At 71.0% G+C, this 19567-nt stretch carries 21 protein-coding genes; 18 read left to right on the top strand and 3 right to left on the bottom strand.

The features are described 5' to 3' along the window. The first annotated feature begins 86 nt into the window (after positions 1-86). From ftsE to smpB, 3 genes are all read left to right on the top strand, one after another. On the top strand, positions 87-1193 hold the full coding sequence (ftsE, locus tag AB0P08_RS13020) for a cell division ATP-binding protein FtsE (RefSeq protein WP_363590120.1): 1107 nt from the start codon (positions 87-89) through the stop codon (positions 1191-1193). Further along, on the top strand, positions 1190-2104 hold the full coding sequence (ftsX, locus tag AB0P08_RS13025; protein WP_187661891.1) for a permease-like cell division protein FtsX: 915 nt from the start codon (positions 1190-1192) through the stop codon (positions 2102-2104). Before ftsE ends, ftsX begins: the two co-directional genes overlap by 4 nt. 68 nt (positions 2105-2172) lie before the next feature. Beyond that, a complete protein-coding gene (gene smpB, locus AB0P08_RS13030) occupies positions 2173-2649 on the top strand; it encodes an SsrA-binding protein SmpB (protein ID WP_363590121.1) in 477 nt (158 codons plus the stop codon). Positions 2650-2660: 11 nt separating this feature from the next. Here smpB and AB0P08_RS13035 read toward each other — a convergent pair whose 3' ends face one another. Further along, on the bottom strand, positions 2661-4523 hold the full coding sequence (locus tag AB0P08_RS13035) for a dipeptidyl-peptidase 5 (RefSeq protein WP_363590122.1): 1863 nt from the start codon (positions 4521-4523) through the stop codon (positions 2661-2663). 184 nt (positions 4524-4707) lie between these two features. On the opposite strand from AB0P08_RS13035, the gene AB0P08_RS13040 reads away from it, so the two are divergent. Both AB0P08_RS13040 and metE read left to right on the top strand, forming a co-directional pair. Continuing rightward, a complete protein-coding gene (locus AB0P08_RS13040) occupies positions 4708-5655 on the top strand; it encodes a methylenetetrahydrofolate reductase (protein WP_259954189.1) in 948 nt (315 codons plus the stop codon). A gap of 21 nt (positions 5656-5676) precedes the next feature. Beyond that, positions 5677-7986 carry a 5-methyltetrahydropteroyltriglutamate--homocysteine S-methyltransferase gene (metE, locus tag AB0P08_RS13045; RefSeq protein ID WP_363590123.1) on the top strand — a complete coding sequence of 770 codons (2310 nt, stop codon included), beginning with the start codon at positions 5677-5679 and terminating at the stop codon, positions 7984-7986. A gap of 64 nt (positions 7987-8050) precedes the next feature. On the opposite strand, the gene lexA is transcribed toward metE, so the two are convergent. Further along, positions 8051-8737 carry a transcriptional repressor LexA gene (gene lexA, locus AB0P08_RS13050; RefSeq protein ID WP_363590124.1) on the bottom strand — a complete coding sequence of 229 codons (687 nt, stop codon included), beginning with the start codon at positions 8735-8737 and terminating at the stop codon, positions 8051-8053. Between the two features lie 283 nt (positions 8738-9020). On the opposite strand from lexA, the gene AB0P08_RS13055 reads away from it, so the two are divergent. The 6 genes from AB0P08_RS13055 (at position 9021) to AB0P08_RS13080 (ending at position 13434) form a co-directional block, all read left to right on the top strand. Next, entirely contained in the window at positions 9021-9389 is a 369-nt protein-coding gene (locus tag AB0P08_RS13055; RefSeq protein WP_187661886.1) for a LysM peptidoglycan-binding domain-containing protein, read from the top strand. 64 nt (positions 9390-9453) lie between these two features. Continuing rightward, positions 9454-10548 (top strand): histidinol-phosphate transaminase, encoded by a 1095-nt coding sequence (locus tag AB0P08_RS13060; protein WP_187661885.1) that lies wholly within the window; start codon positions 9454-9456, stop codon positions 10546-10548. After that, a complete protein-coding gene (gene hisB, locus AB0P08_RS13065) occupies positions 10545-11162 on the top strand; it encodes an imidazoleglycerol-phosphate dehydratase HisB (protein WP_060922523.1) in 618 nt (205 codons plus the stop codon). The genes AB0P08_RS13060 and hisB overlap by 4 nt, the downstream gene beginning before the upstream one ends. Further along, the gene (gene hisH, locus AB0P08_RS13070) at positions 11159-11794 is read left to right on the top strand and encodes an imidazole glycerol phosphate synthase subunit HisH (protein ID WP_363590125.1); all 636 of its coding nucleotides are present in this window, start codon (positions 11159-11161) and stop codon (positions 11792-11794) included. The genes hisB and hisH overlap by 4 nt, the downstream gene beginning before the upstream one ends. Before the next feature lie 112 nt (positions 11795-11906). Beyond that, a complete protein-coding gene (gene priA, locus AB0P08_RS13075; protein ID WP_025105284.1) occupies positions 11907-12653 on the top strand; it encodes a bifunctional 1-(5-phosphoribosyl)-5-((5-phosphoribosylamino)methylideneamino)imidazole-4-carboxamide isomerase/phosphoribosylanthranilate isomerase PriA in 747 nt (248 codons plus the stop codon). Next, positions 12637-13434 (top strand): SseB family protein, encoded by a 798-nt coding sequence (locus AB0P08_RS13080; protein ID WP_363590126.1) that lies wholly within the window; start codon positions 12637-12639, stop codon positions 13432-13434. Before priA ends, AB0P08_RS13080 begins: the two co-directional genes overlap by 17 nt. Positions 13435-13452: 18 nt before the next feature. Here AB0P08_RS13080 and AB0P08_RS13085 read toward each other — a convergent pair whose 3' ends face one another. Continuing rightward, positions 13453-13851: a DUF1844 domain-containing protein gene (locus AB0P08_RS13085; RefSeq protein ID WP_060922526.1), complete on the bottom strand. Its 399-nt coding sequence runs from the start codon at positions 13849-13851 to the stop codon at positions 13453-13455. Positions 13852-14084: 233 nt separating this feature from the next. Here AB0P08_RS13085 and infC point away from each other — a divergent pair, with 233 nt between their 5' ends. The 7 genes from infC (at position 14085) to AB0P08_RS13120 (ending at position 19339) form a co-directional block, all read left to right on the top strand. After that, entirely contained in the window at positions 14085-14723 is a 639-nt protein-coding gene (infC, locus tag AB0P08_RS13090) for a translation initiation factor IF-3 (RefSeq protein ID WP_370428515.1), read from the top strand. Between the two features lie 72 nt (positions 14724-14795). Then, positions 14796-14990, top strand: coding sequence for a 50S ribosomal protein L35 (gene rpmI / locus AB0P08_RS13095; protein ID WP_025105280.1), 195 nt, complete (start codon positions 14796-14798; stop codon positions 14988-14990). 31 nt (positions 14991-15021) lie between these two features. Beyond that, positions 15022-15408 (top strand): 50S ribosomal protein L20, encoded by a 387-nt coding sequence (gene rplT, locus AB0P08_RS13100; RefSeq protein ID WP_187661881.1) that lies wholly within the window; start codon positions 15022-15024, stop codon positions 15406-15408. Positions 15409-15496: 88 nt separating this feature from the next. Continuing rightward, the gene (locus AB0P08_RS13105) at positions 15497-16309 is read left to right on the top strand and encodes a TrmH family RNA methyltransferase (RefSeq protein ID WP_363590127.1); all 813 of its coding nucleotides are present in this window, start codon (positions 15497-15499) and stop codon (positions 16307-16309) included. 22 nt (positions 16310-16331) lie between these two features. Then, complete coding sequence (locus AB0P08_RS13110; RefSeq protein ID WP_268776862.1) at positions 16332-17003, top strand: response regulator transcription factor; 672 nt, start codon at positions 16332-16334, stop codon at positions 17001-17003. Positions 17004-17006: 3 nt separating this feature from the next. Next, a complete protein-coding gene (locus AB0P08_RS13115; protein WP_363590128.1) occupies positions 17007-18380 on the top strand; it encodes a sensor histidine kinase in 1374 nt (457 codons plus the stop codon). Next, positions 18377-19339 carry a TAXI family TRAP transporter solute-binding subunit gene (locus AB0P08_RS13120; protein WP_363590129.1) on the top strand — a complete coding sequence of 321 codons (963 nt, stop codon included), beginning with the start codon at positions 18377-18379 and terminating at the stop codon, positions 19337-19339. Before AB0P08_RS13115 ends, AB0P08_RS13120 begins: the two co-directional genes overlap by 4 nt. The last annotated feature ends 228 nt before the right edge of the window (positions 19340-19567 follow it).

Below are 19567 nucleotides of genomic sequence, written 5' to 3' on the forward strand. Positions count from 1 at the left end.
GGGGAGGAGGAAGAGCGGCACGGCGTGCCGCGCGGCGGGGTGTCGTGCCGGGGCGACGCCCGTGCCGCGCTTAGGCTCGAATCGCCATGATTCGGTTCGAGAACGTCACGAAACGCTACCGCGGGACGTCGAAGCCCGCCCTGTCCGGTGTCGACTTCGAGGTGCAGCGCGGGGAGTTCGTCTTCCTGGTCGGTGCCTCCGGGTCCGGCAAATCCTCCTGTCTGCGCCTCATCCTCCGCGAGGACGTGCCGACGACGGGCCGTGTCGCCGTCCTCGGCCGCGACCTGAGGGCTCTGGCGAACCGTAAGGTGCCCTACTTCCGTCGGCACATCGGCTCCGTGTTCCAGGACTTCCGCCTGCTCCCGTCCAAGACCGTCCATCAGAACGTCGCGTTCACGCTGCAGGTCACCGGCTCGTCCCGGGGCTTCATCCAGCAGGCGGTTCCCGAGGCGCTCGCCCTCGTCGGGCTCGACGGCAAGGAGAAGCGCATGCCGCACGAGCTCTCCGGCGGCGAGCAGCAGCGCGTCGCGATCGCCAGGGCGCTCGTCAACCGTCCTCAGGTGCTGCTCGCCGACGAGCCCACCGGAAACCTCGACCCGGCGACCTCCGTCGACATCATGCAGCTGCTCGCCCGGATCAACGCGGGTGGCACGACAGTGCTCATGGCCACCCACGAGGCCGGGTTTGTCGACCAGATGCGCCGCCGCGTGATCGAGCTCCGCGACGGCGAGATGGTCCGCGACGAGGTGCACGGCGGATACGGCGACACCTCGAACATCCCGCGCCTGGTGCCGGAGGAGGTCCGCGGTGCCGCGGCCGCCGCAGCCCTCACGGCCGTGCAGGAGGTGCAGCGCCAGACCGCCGACCTCTCCGTGGTCCGCGCGGCCCTGGCGGAGGAGCTGGACGCCCAGCGCCGTGCCGCCGCCGCGTCCCCCGCGGTCACCAGGCCCGCCGCCGAACCCGCTCCGCAGGTGGTCGAGCCGCCGGAGCCCTCGCGGGAGCCCGGCGTGGTCGAACCGCCGGATGTCGTGCAGCCACCGGCCGCGCCGCAGCCCGCTGCCGAGCGTCCCGCGCCCGCAGGTCCGCGCACGCATCCGATCGTGATCCCGGAGGTGGACGTCGCCGAGCTCGGCGTCGCCGACCGCCTCGGGCTGTCCGACCAGGACGACGAGGAAGTGGGCCCGACCTCATGAGAATCGGCCTGATCCTGACCGAGGCCCTCGTCGGCCTGCGGCGCAACATCTCGATGGTCATCTCCGTCGTGCTCGTCACCTTCGTGTCGCTGACGTTCGTCGGCGCCGCGATCCTCATGCAGTCCCAGATCGGCGTCATGCGCGGCTACTGGGCCGAGCGCGCCCAGGTGGCCGTCTACATGTGCTCCGCGGTGTCGGAGTCGGACACCTGCGTCGACGGCGCGGCGAGCGAGGAGCAGGTCGCCGCCGTGCGCGCCCAGCTCGAGGGCGACGCGTTGTCGCCGCTCATCAGCTCCATGACCTTCGACACGAAGGAGGAGACCTACGCCAAGCTCGTCGAGCAGGTCGGGGAGGAGCAGGCCAGCGTGCTCTCGCCCGATCAGGCGTTCGAGGTCTTCTTCGTCACGATGAAGGACCCGGGCCAGTCGCAGGTCCTCGCCGAGGCGTTCAACGGCCAAGCCGGAGTGGAACAGGTCCAGGACCAGCTCCAATACCTCGAACCGCTGTTCTCCGCGCTCACCGTGGCGACCTACATCGCCGTCGGCATCGCCGTCCTCATGCTCATCGCCGCGACGCTTCTGATCGCCACCACCATCCGCTTGTCCGCCTATGCGCGGCGGAAGGAGATCGGGATCATGCGCCTGGTCGGCGCCTCGAACCGCTTCATCCAGACGCCGTTCGTGCTGGAGGGCGTCTTCGCCGCGTTGCTGGGCTCGGCTCTCGCGAGCGCGGCGGTCGTCGCCGGCATGCACTTCGGCGTGAACGGCTATCTCCGCGGACGGGTGCCGTTCATCACGACGTGGGTGACCATGCAGGACGCGATCCTCGTGGTCCCGGTCCTCGTCGGGATCGGCGTCGTGCTCGCGGCGCTCTCGGCCGGCTTCGCGATCCGGCGTTGGCTGCGCACCTGATACCCTGAAAGGCTGCTCGACCGATCCGCTGTCGAGCCGTCCACAGCACCACAGCACAGGAGATCATCATGCCCAGGGAACGCGGGGAGAAGGTCATCGCGACCAATCGTCGCGCGCGTCACGACTACAACATCGAGAAGTCGTACGAGGCGGGGATGGTGCTCACCGGCACCGAGGTGAAGTCGCTCCGTCAGGGGCGCGCGAACCTCAGCGACGGGCACGCGTTCGTGAAGGGCAACGAGGTCTTCCTCGATGCCGTGCACATCCCGGAGTACTCGCAGGGGCACTGGACGAACCACTCGGCCAAGCGCATCCGCAAGCTGCTCCTGCACCGGGAGGAGATCGCGAAGCTCGCCCACGCCGTCTCCGCGGGCGGGTACACGCTCATCCCGCTCAAGCTGTACTTCTCGGACGGTCGCGCCAAGGTCGAGATCGCCCTCGCGAAGGGCAAGCGCGAGTACGACAAGCGCCAGACCCTCCGTGAGCGTCAGGACACCCGCGAGGCCGAGCGCGCGATGCGCCTGCGCAACAGGGTCGGCGAGTAGCCCGAGCCGGCTCAGAGGCTCGGCGTGAAGCCGAACACCCGGCCGAGGAACGCGAGCTCCCGCTCCAGCGCGTCGACGATGGTCTCCGCGCTGCGGAACCCGTGGCCCTCGCCCGGGTACAGCACGTAGTCGTGGTCGATGCCGTTCGCCGCCAGAGCGTCGCGGATGGCCTCGGACTGGGACGGCGGCACGACGCGGTCCTCCCCGCCCTGCAGCAGCAGCACCGGAACGTCGATGCGGTCGGCGTGCGTCAGGGGCGAGCGCTCGATGTAGACGTCCTCGGCCGCGGGGAGCGGACCCACGAGGCCGTCGAGGTACGACGCCTCGAAGTCGTGGGTCTCGGCGGCGAGCAGCCGGAGATCCGCGACACCGTAGCGGCTGATGCCGGCCGCGAACGTGCCGCCCCGGACGAGTGCGGAGAGCACCGTCCAGCCGCCGGCCGAGCCCCCGCGGATGGCGATGCGGGTGGAGTCTGCCAACCCGGCGTCCGCGAGGCCGCGGGCCGCCGCGATCACGTCGTCCACGTCGACGATGCCCCACTGTCCCTGCAGACGGTCGCGGTAGGCGCGTCCGTATCCCGTCGATCCGCCGTAGTTGACGTCGAGGACCCCGATGCCCCGGCTCGTGAAGAACGCGATGGAGGCGGAGGCCGCACCGGTGACATGGGCGGTCGGACCGCCGTGCACGAGCACGATGTAGGGCGGCAGCTCCCCGTCGGCGCCGCGGGGGTCTCCGGGCGCGGCGGGCGGATACGCGAACGCGTGCACGGGGCCGTGTGCCCCGTCCACGACGATCTGCTGCGCCCCCGGCATCCAGTCCTCGTCGACCGGAGCGCCACCGGTGATGGTCTCGACGGTCCCCCTGTCGACATCGACGCACCAGATGCCTGAGGTCACGCGCGAGCCGTCTCCGCTGAGCAGCACGCGGGAGCCGGCGACATCGTCCACGCTGAGGTGCCCGTCGCCCGGCACCGTGATCGCCCGGGTCTCGCCGTCCGCGGACACGAGCTGCACCTCGTCGCGTCCATTCGTGCGCACCGCCACGAGGCGCCCGTCGGCCAGGACCTGGAACCAGCGGTTGCCGAGCACCCAGAGGCCGTATCCGGTATCCGCGTCCGACGAGGTCAGCGCGCGCGAGGCGCCGAGCCGGAGGCCGTCCAGTGCCAGGTGCTGGAGCTGCCAGCGCCCTGAAGCGTCGTCGGCGAACACGAGCGCGTCGTCGCCGCTCCACTCCGGCTGCAGGGCCGCGGAGGTGGGGACGCGGGTGACGGTCCCGCCGTCCACCGCCCCGATGGCGAGGACGGCACTCTCCCACGGCATGCTGTCCGCCTGCCACTCGACCCAGGCCACCCGGCTGCCGTCCGGCGAGAGAGCGGGGTGGGCGAAGAACCCGGTGCCCTCCGCGATCACGCGCACCGCAGCCGCTTCGTCGGCGGCCGAGCCGTCCACGGGGATCTCCACGATCGCGCGGCGGTGCGGGGCGGCCGAGAGGTCTTCGCGGACCGCAAGCAGGCGGCCGCTCTGCACGCGCAGCCCGCCGTACGACGGGCCGGCGGCGGTGAGGGGGCGCGGCTCCGCGCCGCGGTCCATGCGGTGCACACGCTGGTCGGCGCCGGAGACGAAGTACAGGGTGTCGCCGTCGACGGTCCAGGCACCGCCCCCGTACTCGTGCACGCGGGAGCGGGCGCTCCAGGGCGCCGGGAGGATCTCCGCCCCCGTCGAGCTGCGCACCGTGACGCGTCCGCCCTCGGCGGGCACGGACTCGGCCCACCACACCTCATCGCCGACGAAGCGTGCTCCGTCGATACGGGGAGCCGCTCCGGCGACGGCGGCGGCGGTGAAGGGGGAGGACCAGGAGCCGAACGGTGAGGACATGCGTCGAGCCTACGGGCGGTGACACACGACGTCACACTCGTGCGGCGGGCCGAGGGCGTGTTCTAGGTTTCTGGAAACGCCCGGTTGATCCCGGACGTGGAGCGACAGCCGAGCCCGGCACCCGCCCGCGAGCGACGTGCTCTTCGTCGTGCGCGGACCCCGGCCCCTGTCCCCTGGAGAGAAGATGTCTTCCCCGTTCGACGCCTCCCGCGCCTCCCGCGTGCCGTTCTCCTTCGAGCTGTATCCGCCCCGCTCGGAGTCGAGCCAGGAGGCCCTGCACGAGACCGTCCGTCACCTCGCCGCGGCCGGGCCCGCGTTCCTCTCGGTGACCTATGGCGCCGGCGGCTCGACCGGGGGACGCTCGCTCGACGTGCTGCGGTTCATCCGCGAGCACACCGACGTCGAGCCCCTCGCCCATCTCACGTGCGTCGGCAACACCTATGCCGGGGCGACGGCGCTCATCCGGGAGTTCCTCGACGCCGGGATCCTCCGCTTCCTCGCCCTCCGCGGCGATCCGCCCGCGGGCCGGACCGAGCCCTTCCTCGGCGACCTGGAGAGCGCGGCTCAGCTCGTGCAGCTCATCGATCGCGTCCAGGCCGAACGTGCTCCGTACCAGGAGTCCCCGGTCCCCGGCCTTCCCGGAGCCGCGCTGGTGGCGCCCCGTCAGAAGGTCGACATCGCGGTCGCGGCCTTCCCGAAGGGGCACCCGCGGGCCACGCACCGCACCCAGGACGTGGAGGCTCTGCTCGCCAAGCAGGCGGCAGGGGCGACCTTCGCCATCACCCAGCTCTTCTTCCACCCGGACGACTACCTCGCCTTCGTGGAGCGTGCCCGAGCGGGCGGCGTCACCATACCGATCCTCCCCGGCATCATGCCGATCACCTCACCTGCCCGGCTGGCCCGGGTGCTGGAACTCACGGGGGAGGACCTGCCGAGCGAGCTCTCGGTCGCCCTCGACGTCGAGCCCACCGCCGAGGGGCGCCGGGAGATCGGGATCTCGTGGGCCGCGCGCCTCGCCGCCGACGTCGTCGCCGGCGGCGCCCCCGGCGTCCACCTGTACGCCTTCAACCAGCACGAGACCGTCCTGACCGTCCTCGCCGAAGCCGGCATCGTCCCGGCGCTCCGGCACTAGTCCCCGCCGAAAGGAAACACCATGACCGCATTCCCCGAGGGCACCATCCTCGGCTATCCCCGCATCGGCCGCCGCCGCGAGCTCAAGAAGGCCGTCGAGGCATTCTGGGCGGGCCGCATCGACGAGCAGGAGCTGGAGCGGACGGCAGCGGACCTGCGCGCGGCGACCCGTGAACGCCTGGCCGCGCTCGGTCTCGGTCGGACGGACTCGTCGATCCCGGAGTCCTTCTCGTTCTACGACCAGGTCCTCGACGCCGCCGCGACGGTCGGCGCCATCCCCGCGCGCTTCGACGACCTGCGGGACGCGGACGGGACGATCGGACTCTCCGCACTGTTCACCGTCGCCCGCGGCGAGGGGGAGCGCGCGCCGCTGGAGATGACGAAGTGGTTCGACTCGAACTACCACTACCTCGTGCCGGAGATCGGCCCGGAGACGGTGTTCTCCCTCGCCAGCGACCGGCTGGTGCGCGAGGTCGCCGAGGCCGCGGCCGCCGGATTCGTCACGCGTCCCGTGGTCGTCGGACCGGTCACGCTGCTGGCGCTCGCGAAGGCGTCGGACGACGCGCCGGAGGGCTTCGAGCCGCTCTCGCGTCTGGAGGACGTGCTGCCGGTCTACGTCGATCTGCTCGCCCGCCTGCGCGCCGCGGGTGCTGAATGGGTGCAGCTCGACGAGCCCGCGCTCGTCAGCGAGTCGCTGCCGGCCACGACCGCCCAGCTCGCCTCGGCGGCGGAGCGCGCGCTCGCGGTGCTGGGCAGCGCCGAGGAACGCCCCTCGATCCTCGTCGCGGCCCCGTATGCGAGCCTCGGCGAGACGTTCGGGACCGTGGCCGCGGCCCCCATCGAGGCGATCGCCGTCGATCTCGTGCGCGGTGCCGTCCCGGAGGTGGTGCCTGGCCTCGAGGGCAAGACCCTCGTCGGCGGTGTGATCGACGGTCACAACATCTGGCGTGGCGACCTCTCCGCGGCGTTCGACTCTCTGGAGGCGCTCCGCGCGCTCGGTGCTCCGGTGTCCGCGGCCACCTCGACCTCGCTGCTGCACGTGCCGCACGACGTGCAGGACGAGACCGCGCTCGACGAGCGCCTGGTGTCCTGGCTCGCGTTCGCGGACCAGAAGGTGCAGCAGGTCGTGACCCTCGCCCGCGGCCTGTCCGAAGGGCGGACGGCGATCGCGGCCGAGCTGGACGCCGCGACCGCTGCGCTGCAGGATCGCCTGAGCGCTCCGGGCGTGCGCGACGGTGCGGTGCGTTCCCGTGCGCTGACCGACGCCGACTTCGCCCGCGCTCCGTATGCGGAGCGGGAAGAGGCGCAGAATGTCCTCGGCCTGCCGGTGCTGCCCCTGACGACGATCGGCTCCTTCCCGCAGACCGGCGACATCCGCCGCGCACGCGCGCAGTTCCTCCGCGGCGAGATCCCCGAGGACGACTACGAGGAGTTCCTGCGCCGTGAGGTCGCCGCGGTCGTCTCCCTGCAGGAGGACCTCGGCCTCGACGTCCTCGTGCACGGCGAACCCGAGCGGAACGACATGGTGCAGTACTTCGCCGAGCACCTCGACGGCTTCGCGGTCACGCAGCACGGCTGGGTGCAGTCGTACGGCTCGCGAGCCACGCGTCCGTCGATCCTCTGGGGCGATGTCTCCCGCCCGGCGCCCATCACGGTCGCCTGGTCGGCATACGCCCAGTCGCTCACCGCGAAGCACATGAAGGGCATGCTCACGGGGCCGGTCACCATCCTCGCGTGGTCCTTCGTCCGCGACGACCAGCCTCTGGGGGAGACCGCGAACCAGGTCGCGCTCGCCCTCCGCGACGAGATCGCCGATCTGGAGGCCGCGGGCATCCAGGTGATCCAGGTCGACGAGCCGGCGCTGCGCGAGCTGCTGCCGCTGAAGCAGACCGACCAGCCCGCGTACCTGGACTGGTCCGTCGCCTCGTTCCGTCTGGCGACGGGCGGTGCCGCGGCGGCCACGCAGGTGCACACCCACCTCTGTTACTCGGAGTTCGGCGTCGTGATCGACGCGATCCGTGCGCTCGACGCCGACGTGACGTCGATCGAGGCGGCCCGCAGCCGCATGGAGGTCGTCGCGGACATCGCCGAGGTCGGCTTCGACCACGGCATCGGCCCCGGTGTCTACGACATCCACTCGCCGCGTGTGCCGACGGTCGAGGAGGTCGAGTCCCTGCTGCGGCGCGCGGTCGAGGAGATCCCGCTCCGTCAGCTCTGGGTGAACCCGGACTGCGGCCTGAAGACCCGCGGCTACGCCGAGACCACGGCATCGCTGCGGAACATCGTCGAGGCCACCCGCCGGGTGCGCGAGGACGTGGTGGTCACCGCCTGACACTCCTGCTCAGCGAGACGACGAAGGCCCCCCCGGTGCACCGGGAGGGCCTTCGTCGTGTGTCTCAGACGGCGCGCATGACCGCGACGACCTTGCCGAGCACGACGGCTTCGTCGCCCAGGATCGGCTCGAACGCGGAGTTGCGGGGGAGCAGCCAGGTGTGGCCGTCGCGACGACGAAGCACCTTGACGGTGGCCTCGCCGTCGAGCATGGCGGCGACGATCTCGCCGTTCTCCGCGGTGTTCTGCGACCGGACCACGACCCAGTCCCCGTCGCAGATCGCGGCGTCGATCATCGACTCGCCGGAGACCTTGAGCATGAAGAGCTCGCCCTTGCCGACGAGCTGCCGGGGGAGCGGGAAGATCTCCTCCACCTGCTGATCGGCGGTGATGGGCACGCCGGCGGCGATGCGGCCGACCAGCGGGACCAGGGCGGCGTCGCCGACCGGGGTCGCCACATCCGCGGGGTTCTCCGCACCGGTGCCGGGAAGGTCGATGAGGACCTCCATGGCGCGCGTCTTGCCCGGGTCGCGCCGCAGGTAGCCGCTGAGCTCGAGCTGACCGAGCTGGTGCGTGACGCTGGACAGCGACTTGAGTCCGACGGCATCGCCGATCTCGCGCATGCTCGGCGGGTAGCCGTTCTGTGCGATGGAGGCCTGGATGACCTCGAGGATCGCCATCTGCTTCGGGCTGAGGCTCTTGCGACGGCGGGTGCGCGGCGCCTCGGACTCGAGGGCTGAGGTGTCGCTCATGGTGCTCCTTCACTGCGTGATCCGACGTGCCGCTTCGAATGTCGGTGGCCCGTGGTGGGGTGTCCTTATCGAAACCGTATCCGAGAAAAGCGCGGATCTGGAAGATCTGTTCGAGCGTGTCGGGCGATTCGCGGGCCGAGGTTTCGAAGACAGCTTGACAGATGTTCGAACTCGAAGATATCTTCGGAACGTAGCTTCGCATCCACGGCTCCCGGCCGAGGCGCGGATGCGAAAGCTACGCCAACCTCCCCGGGCTCCGGCGCCGGGACAGTAAGGAGCAGACATGAGCAGCATCAGCCTCAGCACCGCGACCGCCTTCCCGGCATCGGCCCGTCCGGCCACCCGGCTGCGGATCACGGCACGCGGCCGCCGCGCTCTGCTCGCGCTCGCCTCGGTCCCGCTCGCGGCGGGCATCGCCTTCGCCGCCATCAGCGGGGGCAGTGCGATCGCCTCCGGCGCGGACGCACCGGCCGTCTCCGTCGAGACCGTCACGGTCATGCCCGGCGACACCCTCTGGTCGATCGCGAGCAGCATCGCCCCCGAGGCCGACCCCCGCGAGGTCATCGGTGAGATCAGCCGCATGAACCTCCTGCGCGGCGGCGAGCTGCAGGTCGGTCAGGAGCTCGCGCTCCCGGCCCGCTACACCGACTGACGCGGAGCCCGAGTCTTCCGATCCGGTCGTCACGATGACCTCGGCTCTCCGTGCTCCTCTTAAGATGGGAAGGGTGACCTTCTCCCTCAACGATCTCCCGCTCCGCGACGATCTGCGCGGACTCACCCCGTACGGCGCGCCCCAGGCCCCGCTGCCGGTGGCTCTGAACGTGAACGAGAACACGCATCCCGTTCCCGACGAGGTCGCCAGCGACATCCTCGATGACATCGCCGTGGCGATCCGGGACGTGAACCGGTACCCGGATCGTGAGTTCACGACGCTGCGGGAGGCCTTCGCCGACTACCTGGGTCACGGCCTCACGCCGGAGCAGATCTGGGCGGGAAACGGCTCCAACGAGGTGCTGCAGCACATCTTCCAGGCTTTCGGCGGTCCAGGCCGCACGGCATTCGGCTTCGGCCCGACGTACTCGATGTACCCGCTCATCGCGAAGGGCACAGGGGCGTCGTGGATCGCCGGCACCCGGCAGCCGGACTACACCGTCACCGCGGAGGAGGCGGCGGAGCAGGTCCGTGCGGCCGACCCGGACATCGTGATCCTTTGTTCGCCGAACAATCCGACGGGCACTCCGCTGGGGCTCGACGTGGTGGAGGCCGTCTACGACGCCGCCCGTGGCGTGGTGATCGTCGACGAGGCCTATCAGGAGTTCGCGCCGCGCGATGCCCCGTCTGCACTGACTCTGCTGGAGGGCCGGCCGCGGCTGGCGGTCTCCCGCACCATGAGCAAGGCCTTCGCCTTCGCCGGTGCCCGCGTCGGCTACCTCGCCGCCGACCCCGCGTTCATCGACGCGCTGCGTCTGGTGCGCCTGCCCTACCACCTGAGCGCCCTGACGCAGGCGGCGGCCGTCGCCGCGCTCCGCAATGCCGACGTCATGCTCGGGATGGTGCAGGAGATCGTGGAGCAGCGCGACCGGATCACGGCCACGCTGGAGGCCCTCGGCTACACGCCCCACCTCTCGTGGTCCAACTTCGTGCTGTTCGGCGGCGTCGCGGACCCGCAGGCCACCTGGCAGCAGCTCTACGATCGCGGCGTGCTCGTCCGTGACGTCGGCATCCCCGGTCACCTGCGGGTGAGTGCCGGTACGGAGGCGGAGACCACGGCGTTCCTGGACGCCCTGGCCTCGATAGGATCGGCATCATGACCATCCCCGCGCCCACCGCACGCACCGCGAGCCGCGTGCGCAGCACGTCGGAGTCCACCGTCGAGGTCGAGCTCAACCTGGACGGTACCGGCGCGAGCCGCATCGACACCTCTGTGCCGTTCTTCGACCACATGCTCACGGCGTTCGCGAAGCACTCGCTGACGGATCTCACCGTGCGGGCGTCCGGCGACACCCACATCGACGCGCACCACACCGTGGAAGACGTCTCGATCGTGCTCGGTCAGGCGATCCTCGCCGCGCTCGGGGACAAGTCCGGCATCTCCCGCTACGGCGACGCCCTCGTCCCCCTGGACGAGGCGCTCGCGCAGGCGGTCGTCGACATCTCCGGTCGCCCGTACCTCGTGCACGAGGGTGAACCCGCGGGCTTCGAGCACCACCTGATCGGCGGGCACTTCACCGGATCGCTCGTCCGGCACGTCTTCGAAGCCATCACCTTCAACGCCGCCCTCACCGTGCACGTCCGGGTCCTGGGCGGGCGCGACCCGCACCACATCGCCGAGGCCGAGTTCAAGGCGTTCGCGCGGGCGTTCCGTCAGGCGAAGGCGCTGGATCCCCTCGTCGACGGCATCCCGTCCACCAAGGGAGCCTTGTGAGCGCCGCGCCCCGGGTCGCCGTCTTCGACTACGAATCCGGCAACGTCCACTCCGCGGTCAAGGCGCTCGTCGCCGCGGGAGCCGACGCCGTCCTCACGCGCGACCGCACCGAGGCTCTCGAGGCCGACGGGTTCGTCGTGCCCGGCGTCGGAGCCTTCCAGGCCGTGCGGGACGCACTGCAGGCTCACGGCGGCGACGAGATCATCGGCCGTCGTCTCGCGGGCGGTCGACCGGTGCTGGGTATCTGCGTCGGCATGCAGGTGCTCTTCGAGCACGGCGTCGAGCGCGGGCACGACACCGCGGGCCTCGGCGAGTGGCCGGGCGCCGTGACGGAGCTCAACGCCCCTGTCCTGCCGCACATGGGCTGGAACACCGTGGAACCGGGGCAGGACACCGTCCTGTTCCGCGGGATCGAGCAGGAGCGCTTCTACTTCGTGCACTCCTATGCGGCGCAGTCCTGGGAGCTCGATGTGATCCCGCCGTTCCCCCAGCCCGTGCTCACCTGGGCGACCTACGGCGGTCCCTTCCTCGCGGCCGTGGAGAACGGCCCGCTCTCGGCGACGCAGTTCCACCCCGAGAAGTCCGGAGACGCCGGCATCCAGCTGCTCCGGAACTGGGTGCAGAACCTCTGATCCGGAGCCGCGTCGGCGCCGGGCGTCATGCGGTTTGTCCCGCGCCCCGCGGCGGACTACCCTCGTCTCTCGTGCCCTCTCGGGCCGCAGACCCACCCGAACCAAGGACCCCATGAACGACTTCGCGCAGTCCCCCTCGCTCACGCTCCTCCCCGCGGTCGACGTCGCCGGCGGCAAGGCGGTCCGTCTGACCCAGGGGGAGGCGGGCACGGAGACGAGCTACGGCGACCCGCTCGACGCCGCGGGGGAGTGGGTCTCGCAGGGAGCCTCCTGGATCCACCTCGTCGACCTCGACGCGGCGTTCGGACGCGGCAGCAACGCCCCGATCCTGCGCAAGGTCATCAAGCAGTTCAAGAACGTCAACGTCGAGCTCTCCGGCGGCATCCGGGACGACGCGAGTCTGGAGGCGGCTCTGGAGAGCGGCGCCGCCCGTATCAACCTCGGCACCGCCGCCCTGGAGAACCCGGAGTGGGCCGCCGACGTGATCAGCCGCTTCGGCGAGGCGATCGCGGTCGGCCTCGACGTGCGCGGGACGACGCTCGCGGCGCGGGGCTGGACGAAGGAGGGCGGCGACCTCTGGGAGGTGCTCGAGCGCCTCGAGGACGCCGGCTGCAGCCGCTACGTCGTCACCGACGTGACCAAGGACGGTACGCTGCGCGGTCCGAACCTGGAGCTCCTGCGCGAGGTCACCTCGCGCACCCCGAAGCCGGTCGTCGCGTCGGGCGGCATCTCGAACCTCGACGACATCGCCGCCCTGCGCGACCTCGTGCCTCTGGGCGTCGAGGGCGCCATCGTCGGCAAGGCCCTGTACGCGGGCGCCTTCACGCTGGCGGAGGCCCTGGATGTCGCCGGAGACTGACCCCCACGCCTGCGGGCCGGAGTCGCACAACCGGGCCGACTCGGCCGGGGTCCCTTGGGAGGGGCGCAGCTTCGAGTCGAATCCGCACGCCGCGGACGACGGCTCGGCGGACCCTGTTCTTCTCGCCGCCCTGCTCCGCTTCCGCGCGGGGGAGGGGAGTCAGACGGAGGTCGTCGACGCGTTCCGCTCCGCGCGGGTGCTCATCCCGCTGATCGCCGAGAAGGGTGAGGAGGGGGTGGCCCCCAGCGGCCTCGCGGTGGACAAGACGCAGGAGCTGTCGATCGTCACCGTCGCCGCACCGGACGGGCGCCGCGTCCAGCCGGTGTTCTCATCGGTCGAGACGATGCAGCGCTGGGACCCGTCGGCGCGGCCCATCCCGGTCGAGGCCGTCCGCGCCGCGCTGGCCGCATCGTCGGAGGATACCGACCTGATCGTGCTCGACCCGACCTCGGACACGGAGTTCGTGATCCGGCGACCCGCCGTCTGGGCCGTGGCGCAGGGGCACGCGTGGGAACCGAGCTTCCTCTCGCCCGAGGTGGTCACCGCGCTCCGGGAGAGCATCGCCCACGAACTCGCCGTGATCGACGTCGCGGTCGCGCCCGGTGACCCGGATGCGCGGCTGCGCGGGCCAGAGCTCATCGTGGTGCTGGAGCTCGTCGACGGCCTGGAGCGCGAGGTCCTGGATGCGGTGCTCGCGCGCCTCGCCCAGCGGTGGGCGGCGGATGACCGCATCGCCGTCCTCGCCGACTCGCTGACGGTCAAGCTCCGCCGCAGCGTCTGAGGCGGAGCTCCGACCGGATCAGGTGACGGGGCCGGTCCACTTCTCGCCGGGGCCCTTGCCGATCGGGTCCGGGATGGTCGAGGCCTCGCGGAAGGCGAGCTGCAGCGAACGGAGGCCGTCACGCAACGAGCGGGCGTGCATGTCGCTGATCTCGGGGGCGCCGGCGGTGATGAGTCCCGCCAGCGCGTTGATGAGCTTGCGCGCCTCGTCGAGGTCGAGCTGAGCCGCGGCCTCCGGGTCGTCCGCCAGGCCGAGCTTGACGGCGGCAGCACTCATGAGGTGCACGGCGGCGGTGGTGATCACCTCGACGGCCGGGACGTCGGCGATGTCGCGGACGGCCGAGGAGGCCGCTTCTTCCTGCCGAGCCCATCGCTCCTCGCGCTCGCGGGCCGCCTCGTCCGATGCCTGGTTCGTCACTTCGCCTTGCTTTCTGTTAGACTTTGGCGGGCTCCGGAGCGTCATGCTCCGGAACGAAAGAGGATTCACTTCCCACCCGCGCTTGCCGTTCCAGGCTACCGGGTCTTGCGCTCCGCCGGCTCCGCTCGTCACGAGGGGACCGGTAGACAGGGTGCGGAGCCGGCGTCTGAGAGCCGGCGGGTGGGGGACGACTCCGATTTCGCCCGAGATGCAGACAGCATCACGGTGGCCGAATCACATCGTCTAAGGAGCTCCGCATCAGCGATCCCCGTACCAATGAGCGCATCCGCGTCCCCGAGGTCCGCCTCGTCGGCCCCGCGGGTGAGCAGATCGGCGTTGTCCGCATCGAGGCAGCGCTGCGTCTCGCACAGGAAGCCGATCTCGACCTCGTCGAGGTCGCCCCGAACTCGAAGCCGCCCGTCGTCAAGATCATGGACTACGGCAAGTTCAAGTACGAGGCCGCGCAGAAGGAAAAGGAAGCGCGTCGCAACCAGGCGAACACGATCCTCAAGGAAGTCCGCTTCCGTCTGAAGATCGAGGCGCACGACTACACGACGAAGCTCAAGCGTGCCGAGGGCTTCCTCAAGGCCGGTGACAAGGTCAAGGCCATGATCCTCTTCCGCGGTCGCGAGCAGTCGCGTCCCGAGCAGGGTGTGCGTCTGCTGCGCAAGTTCGCCGAGGACGTCGCCGAGTTCGGCACCGTCGAGTCGAACCCGACCATCGACGGCCGCAACATGGTCATGGTCGTCGCGCCGCACAAGAGCAAGTCCGAGGCGAAGCAGGAGCAGAACGCCGTGCGCGCCGCGAACAAGCAGGCCGCGCGCGATGCGAAGAACGACGCGGACGCTTCCGCGGACGCCCCGGCGGAGTAGATCCGCCCCCAGAACTCCCGCACCGCGGGTTGACACCGTCGCCTGAGAAGGCGCCATACGAAGGAAGAGAAGATGCCGAAGCAGAAGACCCACTCGGGTGCTAAGAAGCGCTTCAAGATCACCGGCAGCGGCAAGCTGAAGAAGCAGCAGGCCGGGATGCGCCACAACCTCGAGCACAAGTCGAGCCGTCGCACCCGCCGTCTGAACCAGGACCAGGTGCTCGCGAAGGCGGACTTCAAGGTCGCGAAGAAGCTTCTCGGTCGCTGACGCGCCGAACGCACGATAGGAACACAGGAAAATGGCAAGAGTCAAGCGGGCGGTCAACGCCCACAAGAAGCGTCGGGTCATCCTCGAGCGCGCCTCCGGCTACCGCGGTCAGCGTTCGCGCCTCTACCGGAAGGCCAAGGAGCAGGTCATCCACTCCCTGGTCTACTCGTACCGGGACCGTCGCAAGCGCAAGGGCGACTTCCGTCGTCTCTGGATCCAGCGCATCAACGCCGCTGCCCGCCAGAACGGCATGACGTACAACCGCTTCATCCAGGGTCTCAACCTCGCGGGTGTCACGGTCGACCGGCGCATGCTCGCCGACCTCGCGGTGAACGATGCCGCGACGTTCACGACGCTGGTCGAGACGGCGAAGAAGGCTCTGCCCTCCGACGTCAACGCGCCGAAGTCGGTCGCGTAAGCATCTCGCTTCCGAACGGGCGTCTTCCTCCGGGAAGGCGCCCGTTCCGCGTATCCGGGCGGTGGCGGGCTGACCGTAGACTGAGTCCGTGCTGGAGAACCCCCGTTCCCCCCGAGTCCGTGCCGTCGCCAAGCTGACCAAGCGCAGCGCGCGTACCGAGACCGGGCTGTTCCTGTTGGAAGGTCCGCAGTCCGTCCGTGAGGCGCTGACGTACCGTCCGGAGGCGATCATCGAGCTGTTCGCGACCCCTCACGGGTGGGAGAGGCACGCGGACATCCGTGCCGCGGCGGCGGAGGCGGACGTCGAGGTCGAGTACGTGAGCGAGGACGTGCTCAACGCGATGGCCGACACGGTGACGCCGCAGGGGCTGGTCGCCGTCGTCCGGCAGACGCCGACCTCCGTGCGCGACATCTTCGATGCCGCACCGCGTCTGGTCGCCATCTGCGAGGAGGTGCGCGACCCCGGCAACCTCGGCACCATCATCCGGGCCGCCGACGCCGCCGGCGCCGACGCCGTCGTGCTCACGGGCCGCACGGTCGATCCCTACAACCCCAAGGTCGTGCGGGCGACGACGGGCTCGCTCTTCCACCTTCCGGTCTCCGTGGGTGGGGACCTCGACGAGGTCGTGCGACGTGCGCACGATGCGGGCCTGCAGATCCTCGCGGCCGACGTGAAGGGGGATGACCTCCTCGCAGCCCGCGCCGACGGTGTGCTCGGCGAGCCGACCGCCTGGCTGTTCGGCAACGAGGCGCGCGGACTCGAGGACGATGCGCTGACACGGGCCGACCGGGTCCTGCGGCTGCCGATCTTCGGACGCGCGGAGTCGCTCAACCTGGCCACCGCGGCGAGCGTGTGCCTGTACGAGAGCGCGTTCGCCCAACGCGCCGCCGCCACCGGCTGACCGGCGACGGACGGGACGCAGGATGCGGATTCTCATCGTCGAGGACGACGAGCGGGTGGCGGGGGCCTTGCAGGCCTTCCTCGCGCGCTCGGGCTATGCCACCGTGCACGCCGCCGACGGGGCGACCGCGCTGGAGCACCTCGACGCCGACACCGAGGTGGTGCTGCTGGACCTCGGGCTGCCGGACGTCGACGGGATCGACCTCTGCCGTCGCATCCGGGGGCGGTCCGACGTCCCGATCGTGATCGTCACCGCGCGCAACCAGGTCGCCGAGCGCATCAAGGGGCTGCGGGCCGGGGCCGATGACTTCGTGGTGAAGCCGTACGACGTGCACGAACTCCTCGCGCGGATCGAGGCGGTCACCCGGCGATCACGGCCGCTGCGCACGGAACCGGATACCCGGGTGCTGCTGCACGACGGGGCGGTGCAGATCGACCTCGTGGCGCGAGAGGTGCAGGTCGGCGGGGTGCCGCTGGCGCTCACCCGCAAGGAGTTCGACATCGTGGGCGTGCTCGCCCGTTATCCGGGTGTGGCGGTGCCGAAGGAGCGCCTCATCCGCGAGGTCTGGAACACCGATTGGCGCGGCTTCGGCCACTCGCTCGAGGTGCACGTGGCGGCCATTCGGAAGAAGAGCGGGGACCGCGCGTTCATCGAGACGGTGCGCGGCGTCGGCTATCGGCTCGCGGGGTCCTGACGCGTGCGCCGCCGACTGACCGTGGTCTTCCTCGTGCCGCTGATCGTCGTGCTCGTCGCGCTGGGCGGCGTGACCGGGTGGAGCGCGGCGCGCAGCGTCCAGCAGTCGTTCTACGCGGAGCAGCTCGGCGACCTCGGCTACTTCGCGACGAGCGCCAGGCAGGCGCTCCGCTCCGGGAGCCCGGCGGTGATGGACGCCGAGGTCCGCCGCTTCCAGGAGGTGTACGGGATCGAGGTGACCGTGTTCGATCTCACCGGCAGCCCGTGGGCGGCGGGGGATCACGGCGACACGGTCCTGTCGGAGGAGGACGCGCAGCGGGTACGGCTGGCGCTCTCCGGACGCCGCGCCGAACAGCCGACCTCCTCCGCATGGGTCGTGTCCGACGCGGCGCTCGTGGAGCCGGTGTTCGACGACGGCGACGTGATCGGCGCCGTGCTCGTGAGCGGAGGAACGGAGACGCCGCAGACCGTCATCCTGCGCCAGACGCTCGTGCTCGGCGTGATCGTCGTGCTGCTGTGCGCGCTCGGCATCCTCCTGGTCGCCGGTCTGGCGCGCTGGGTGCTCTCGCCGGTGCGCCGCCTCGACGAGACGATGGCGGCGATCGAGCGCGGGGAGATGGACGCCCGGGTGGCCGAGGGCACCGGGCCGCCCGAGCTGCGGCGCATGACGCGGATGTTCAACGGCATGGCCGATGAGATCGAGCGCGTCATGACCCGGCAGCAGGAGTTCGCGCTGAACGCCTCGCACGAGCTGCGGAATCCGCTCAACGCGCTGCTGCTGCGCGTCGAGCACCTCGCGACGGGTCTGGGACGCGAGTGGGACCACGACGTCGAGGAGACGAGGGAGGAGGGCCGGCGGATGACCCGCATCCTGGAGACCCTCCTCGGACTCGCCCGCGGCGGTCGCACCGACTCCACGATGTCCGCGGTCGATCTGGCCGCTGTCGCAGCCCGCCGGGTGGAGGCCTGGCAGGAGGTGGCGGCGCAGCGGGCCATCGGGCTGCGCCCCACGGGGGAGCCGTCGGTCATGACGATCACCGACCGCACCATCGTGGAGAGCGCGCTCGATGCCGCGATCGACAACGCGGTGAAGTACTCGCCGGAGGGCTCGTCCATCGAGGTCGGCGCGCGGCGCGTGGGCGGCGAATGCCACCTCACCGTGCGCGACCACGGCCCTGGTCTGTCTCCGGAGGACGCCTCGTCGGCGGCGGACCGCTTCTGGCGGAGCGCGGACAGCGGCGACATGCCGGGGACCGGGCTCGGGCTCGCGATCGCGACCGACCTCCTCGCGACGGTCGGGGGCGAGCTGCGGGTGCGCGGCGCCGATGGCGGCGGGCTCCTCGTGGCCCTCGTCCTCCCCGCGGAGGCGGCGGCATGAGCGGGCGGGGACGGCGTGTCATGGCCGGGATGCTCGCGCTCGTGACGGCGGTCGCGTTGAGCGCGTGCAGTCCGCGTTCCGAGGGATGGACGGACACCGTCGCCGTGATCGCCGCGGGCAGCCCCACCGGGGTCTACCACGACTACGGCAGTCGCCTGTCGGCCGAGCTGTCGCGCGAGCTGGACGTCGATCTCACGACGGAGGAGACCGCCGGGTCGGTCGACAACCTGCTGCGGGTGAGTGCGGGGGAGGCGCTCCTCGGCTTCGCGCAGGGCGATGCCGCGGCCGACGCCGTGGCCGGAACGGGAGCCTTCGCCGAGCCGCTGGACGTGCAGGCGGTCGCCCGCCTGTACGACGAGTACCTGCAGATCGTCGTGCGCGACGACTCGGCCCTGGACGATCTCGCGGATCTCGCCGGGGGGACGATATCCCTCGGGGCCGAGAACTCGGGGGTGAACGTGATCGCGACCCGGGTGCTGCACGCCGCCGGCGTGGCCGCGGATACGATCGACGATCCGCAGCTCGACCTCGGCGGGTCCATCGCCGCCATGGAGCGCGGGGAGATCGACGGCTTCTTCTGGGTGGGCGGACTGCCGACGCCCGGCATCACCGATCTGGCCGAGACCGTCGACGTCCGTCTGCTCCCGGTCGAGCAGGACTGGGTCAATGCGGTCAACGAGCGGTACTCCCATGCGTATCGGCCTGCCGACGTGCCCGCGGGCACCTACGGCCTCGATGCCTCCGTGATGACGTTGGCGGTGCCGAACTACCTCGTCACCGCCGGCAGCACCCCGCCCGGCGTCGTGCACGACCTCGTCGCCGGGCTGTTCGCGGCGCGCACCACGCTGGCCGCCGACGTCCCGGCGGCAGCGTTGCTGGACCGGCGGTCCGCGATCTTCACCGGGCCGGTGCCCCTGCACCCCGGTGCGGAGGAGTACTACCGCGGCCTGCGCCGGTGACGGGCGTCCCCTCAAGAAATCCTCAAGATCCCTGACAGGCGTCGGCGCGCTCTGCCAGGGTGAGGTCGATCGCACACGATCGGACACCTGCTGCCTGCTGTCGCTGGGAGCGTGGCAGCAGGGCGATCCCGCGGCCCGAGGGGGCGGGCCGTGGGGCGCCCCTGCGAGGATGCATTGGCGCTGCGATCAGGTGATTACGAACGTGTAAACCTCACCGTGGTGCCTGGA

The organism is Microbacterium meiriae (assembly GCF_040686935.1).
Lineage (GTDB): Bacteria > Actinomycetota > Actinomycetes > Actinomycetales > Microbacteriaceae > Microbacterium > Microbacterium meiriae.

Excerpts from the sequence above, each read along its gene's own strand:
- AB0P08_RS13035 (WP_363590122.1), bottom strand. The coding sequence starts at position 4,523 with ATGTCCTCACCGTTCGGCTCCTGGTCCTCCCCCTTCACCGCCGCCGCC.
- AB0P08_RS13120 (WP_363590129.1), top strand. The coding sequence starts at position 18,377 with ATGAGCGGGCGGGGACGGCGTGTCATGGCCGGGATGCTCGCGCTCGTG.
- AB0P08_RS13060 (WP_187661885.1), top strand. The coding sequence starts at position 9,454 with ATGGGAAGGGTGACCTTCTCCCTCAACGATCTCCCGCTCCGCGACGAT.
- AB0P08_RS13110 (WP_268776862.1), top strand. The coding sequence starts at position 16,332 with ATGCGGATTCTCATCGTCGAGGACGACGAGCGGGTGGCGGGGGCCTTG.
- metE (WP_363590123.1), top strand. The coding sequence starts at position 5,677 with ATGACCGCATTCCCCGAGGGCACCATCCTCGGCTATCCCCGCATCGGC.
- AB0P08_RS13055 (WP_187661886.1), top strand. The coding sequence starts at position 9,021 with ATGAGCAGCATCAGCCTCAGCACCGCGACCGCCTTCCCGGCATCGGCC.
- ftsX (WP_187661891.1), top strand. The coding sequence starts at position 1,190 with ATGAGAATCGGCCTGATCCTGACCGAGGCCCTCGTCGGCCTGCGGCGC.
- AB0P08_RS13040 (WP_259954189.1), top strand. The coding sequence starts at position 4,708 with ATGTCTTCCCCGTTCGACGCCTCCCGCGCCTCCCGCGTGCCGTTCTCC.
- smpB (WP_363590121.1), top strand. The coding sequence starts at position 2,173 with ATGCCCAGGGAACGCGGGGAGAAGGTCATCGCGACCAATCGTCGCGCG.
- rpmI (WP_025105280.1), top strand. The coding sequence starts at position 14,796 with ATGCCGAAGCAGAAGACCCACTCGGGTGCTAAGAAGCGCTTCAAGATC.
- hisB (WP_060922523.1), top strand. The coding sequence starts at position 10,545 with ATGACCATCCCCGCGCCCACCGCACGCACCGCGAGCCGCGTGCGCAGC.
- rplT (WP_187661881.1), top strand. The coding sequence starts at position 15,022 with ATGGCAAGAGTCAAGCGGGCGGTCAACGCCCACAAGAAGCGTCGGGTC.
- ftsE (WP_363590120.1), top strand. The coding sequence starts at position 87 with ATGATTCGGTTCGAGAACGTCACGAAACGCTACCGCGGGACGTCGAAG.
- AB0P08_RS13080 (WP_363590126.1), top strand. The coding sequence starts at position 12,637 with ATGTCGCCGGAGACTGACCCCCACGCCTGCGGGCCGGAGTCGCACAAC.
- priA (WP_025105284.1), top strand. The coding sequence starts at position 11,907 with ATGAACGACTTCGCGCAGTCCCCCTCGCTCACGCTCCTCCCCGCGGTC.
- lexA (WP_363590124.1), bottom strand. The coding sequence starts at position 8,737 with ATGAGCGACACCTCAGCCCTCGAGTCCGAGGCGCCGCGCACCCGCCGT.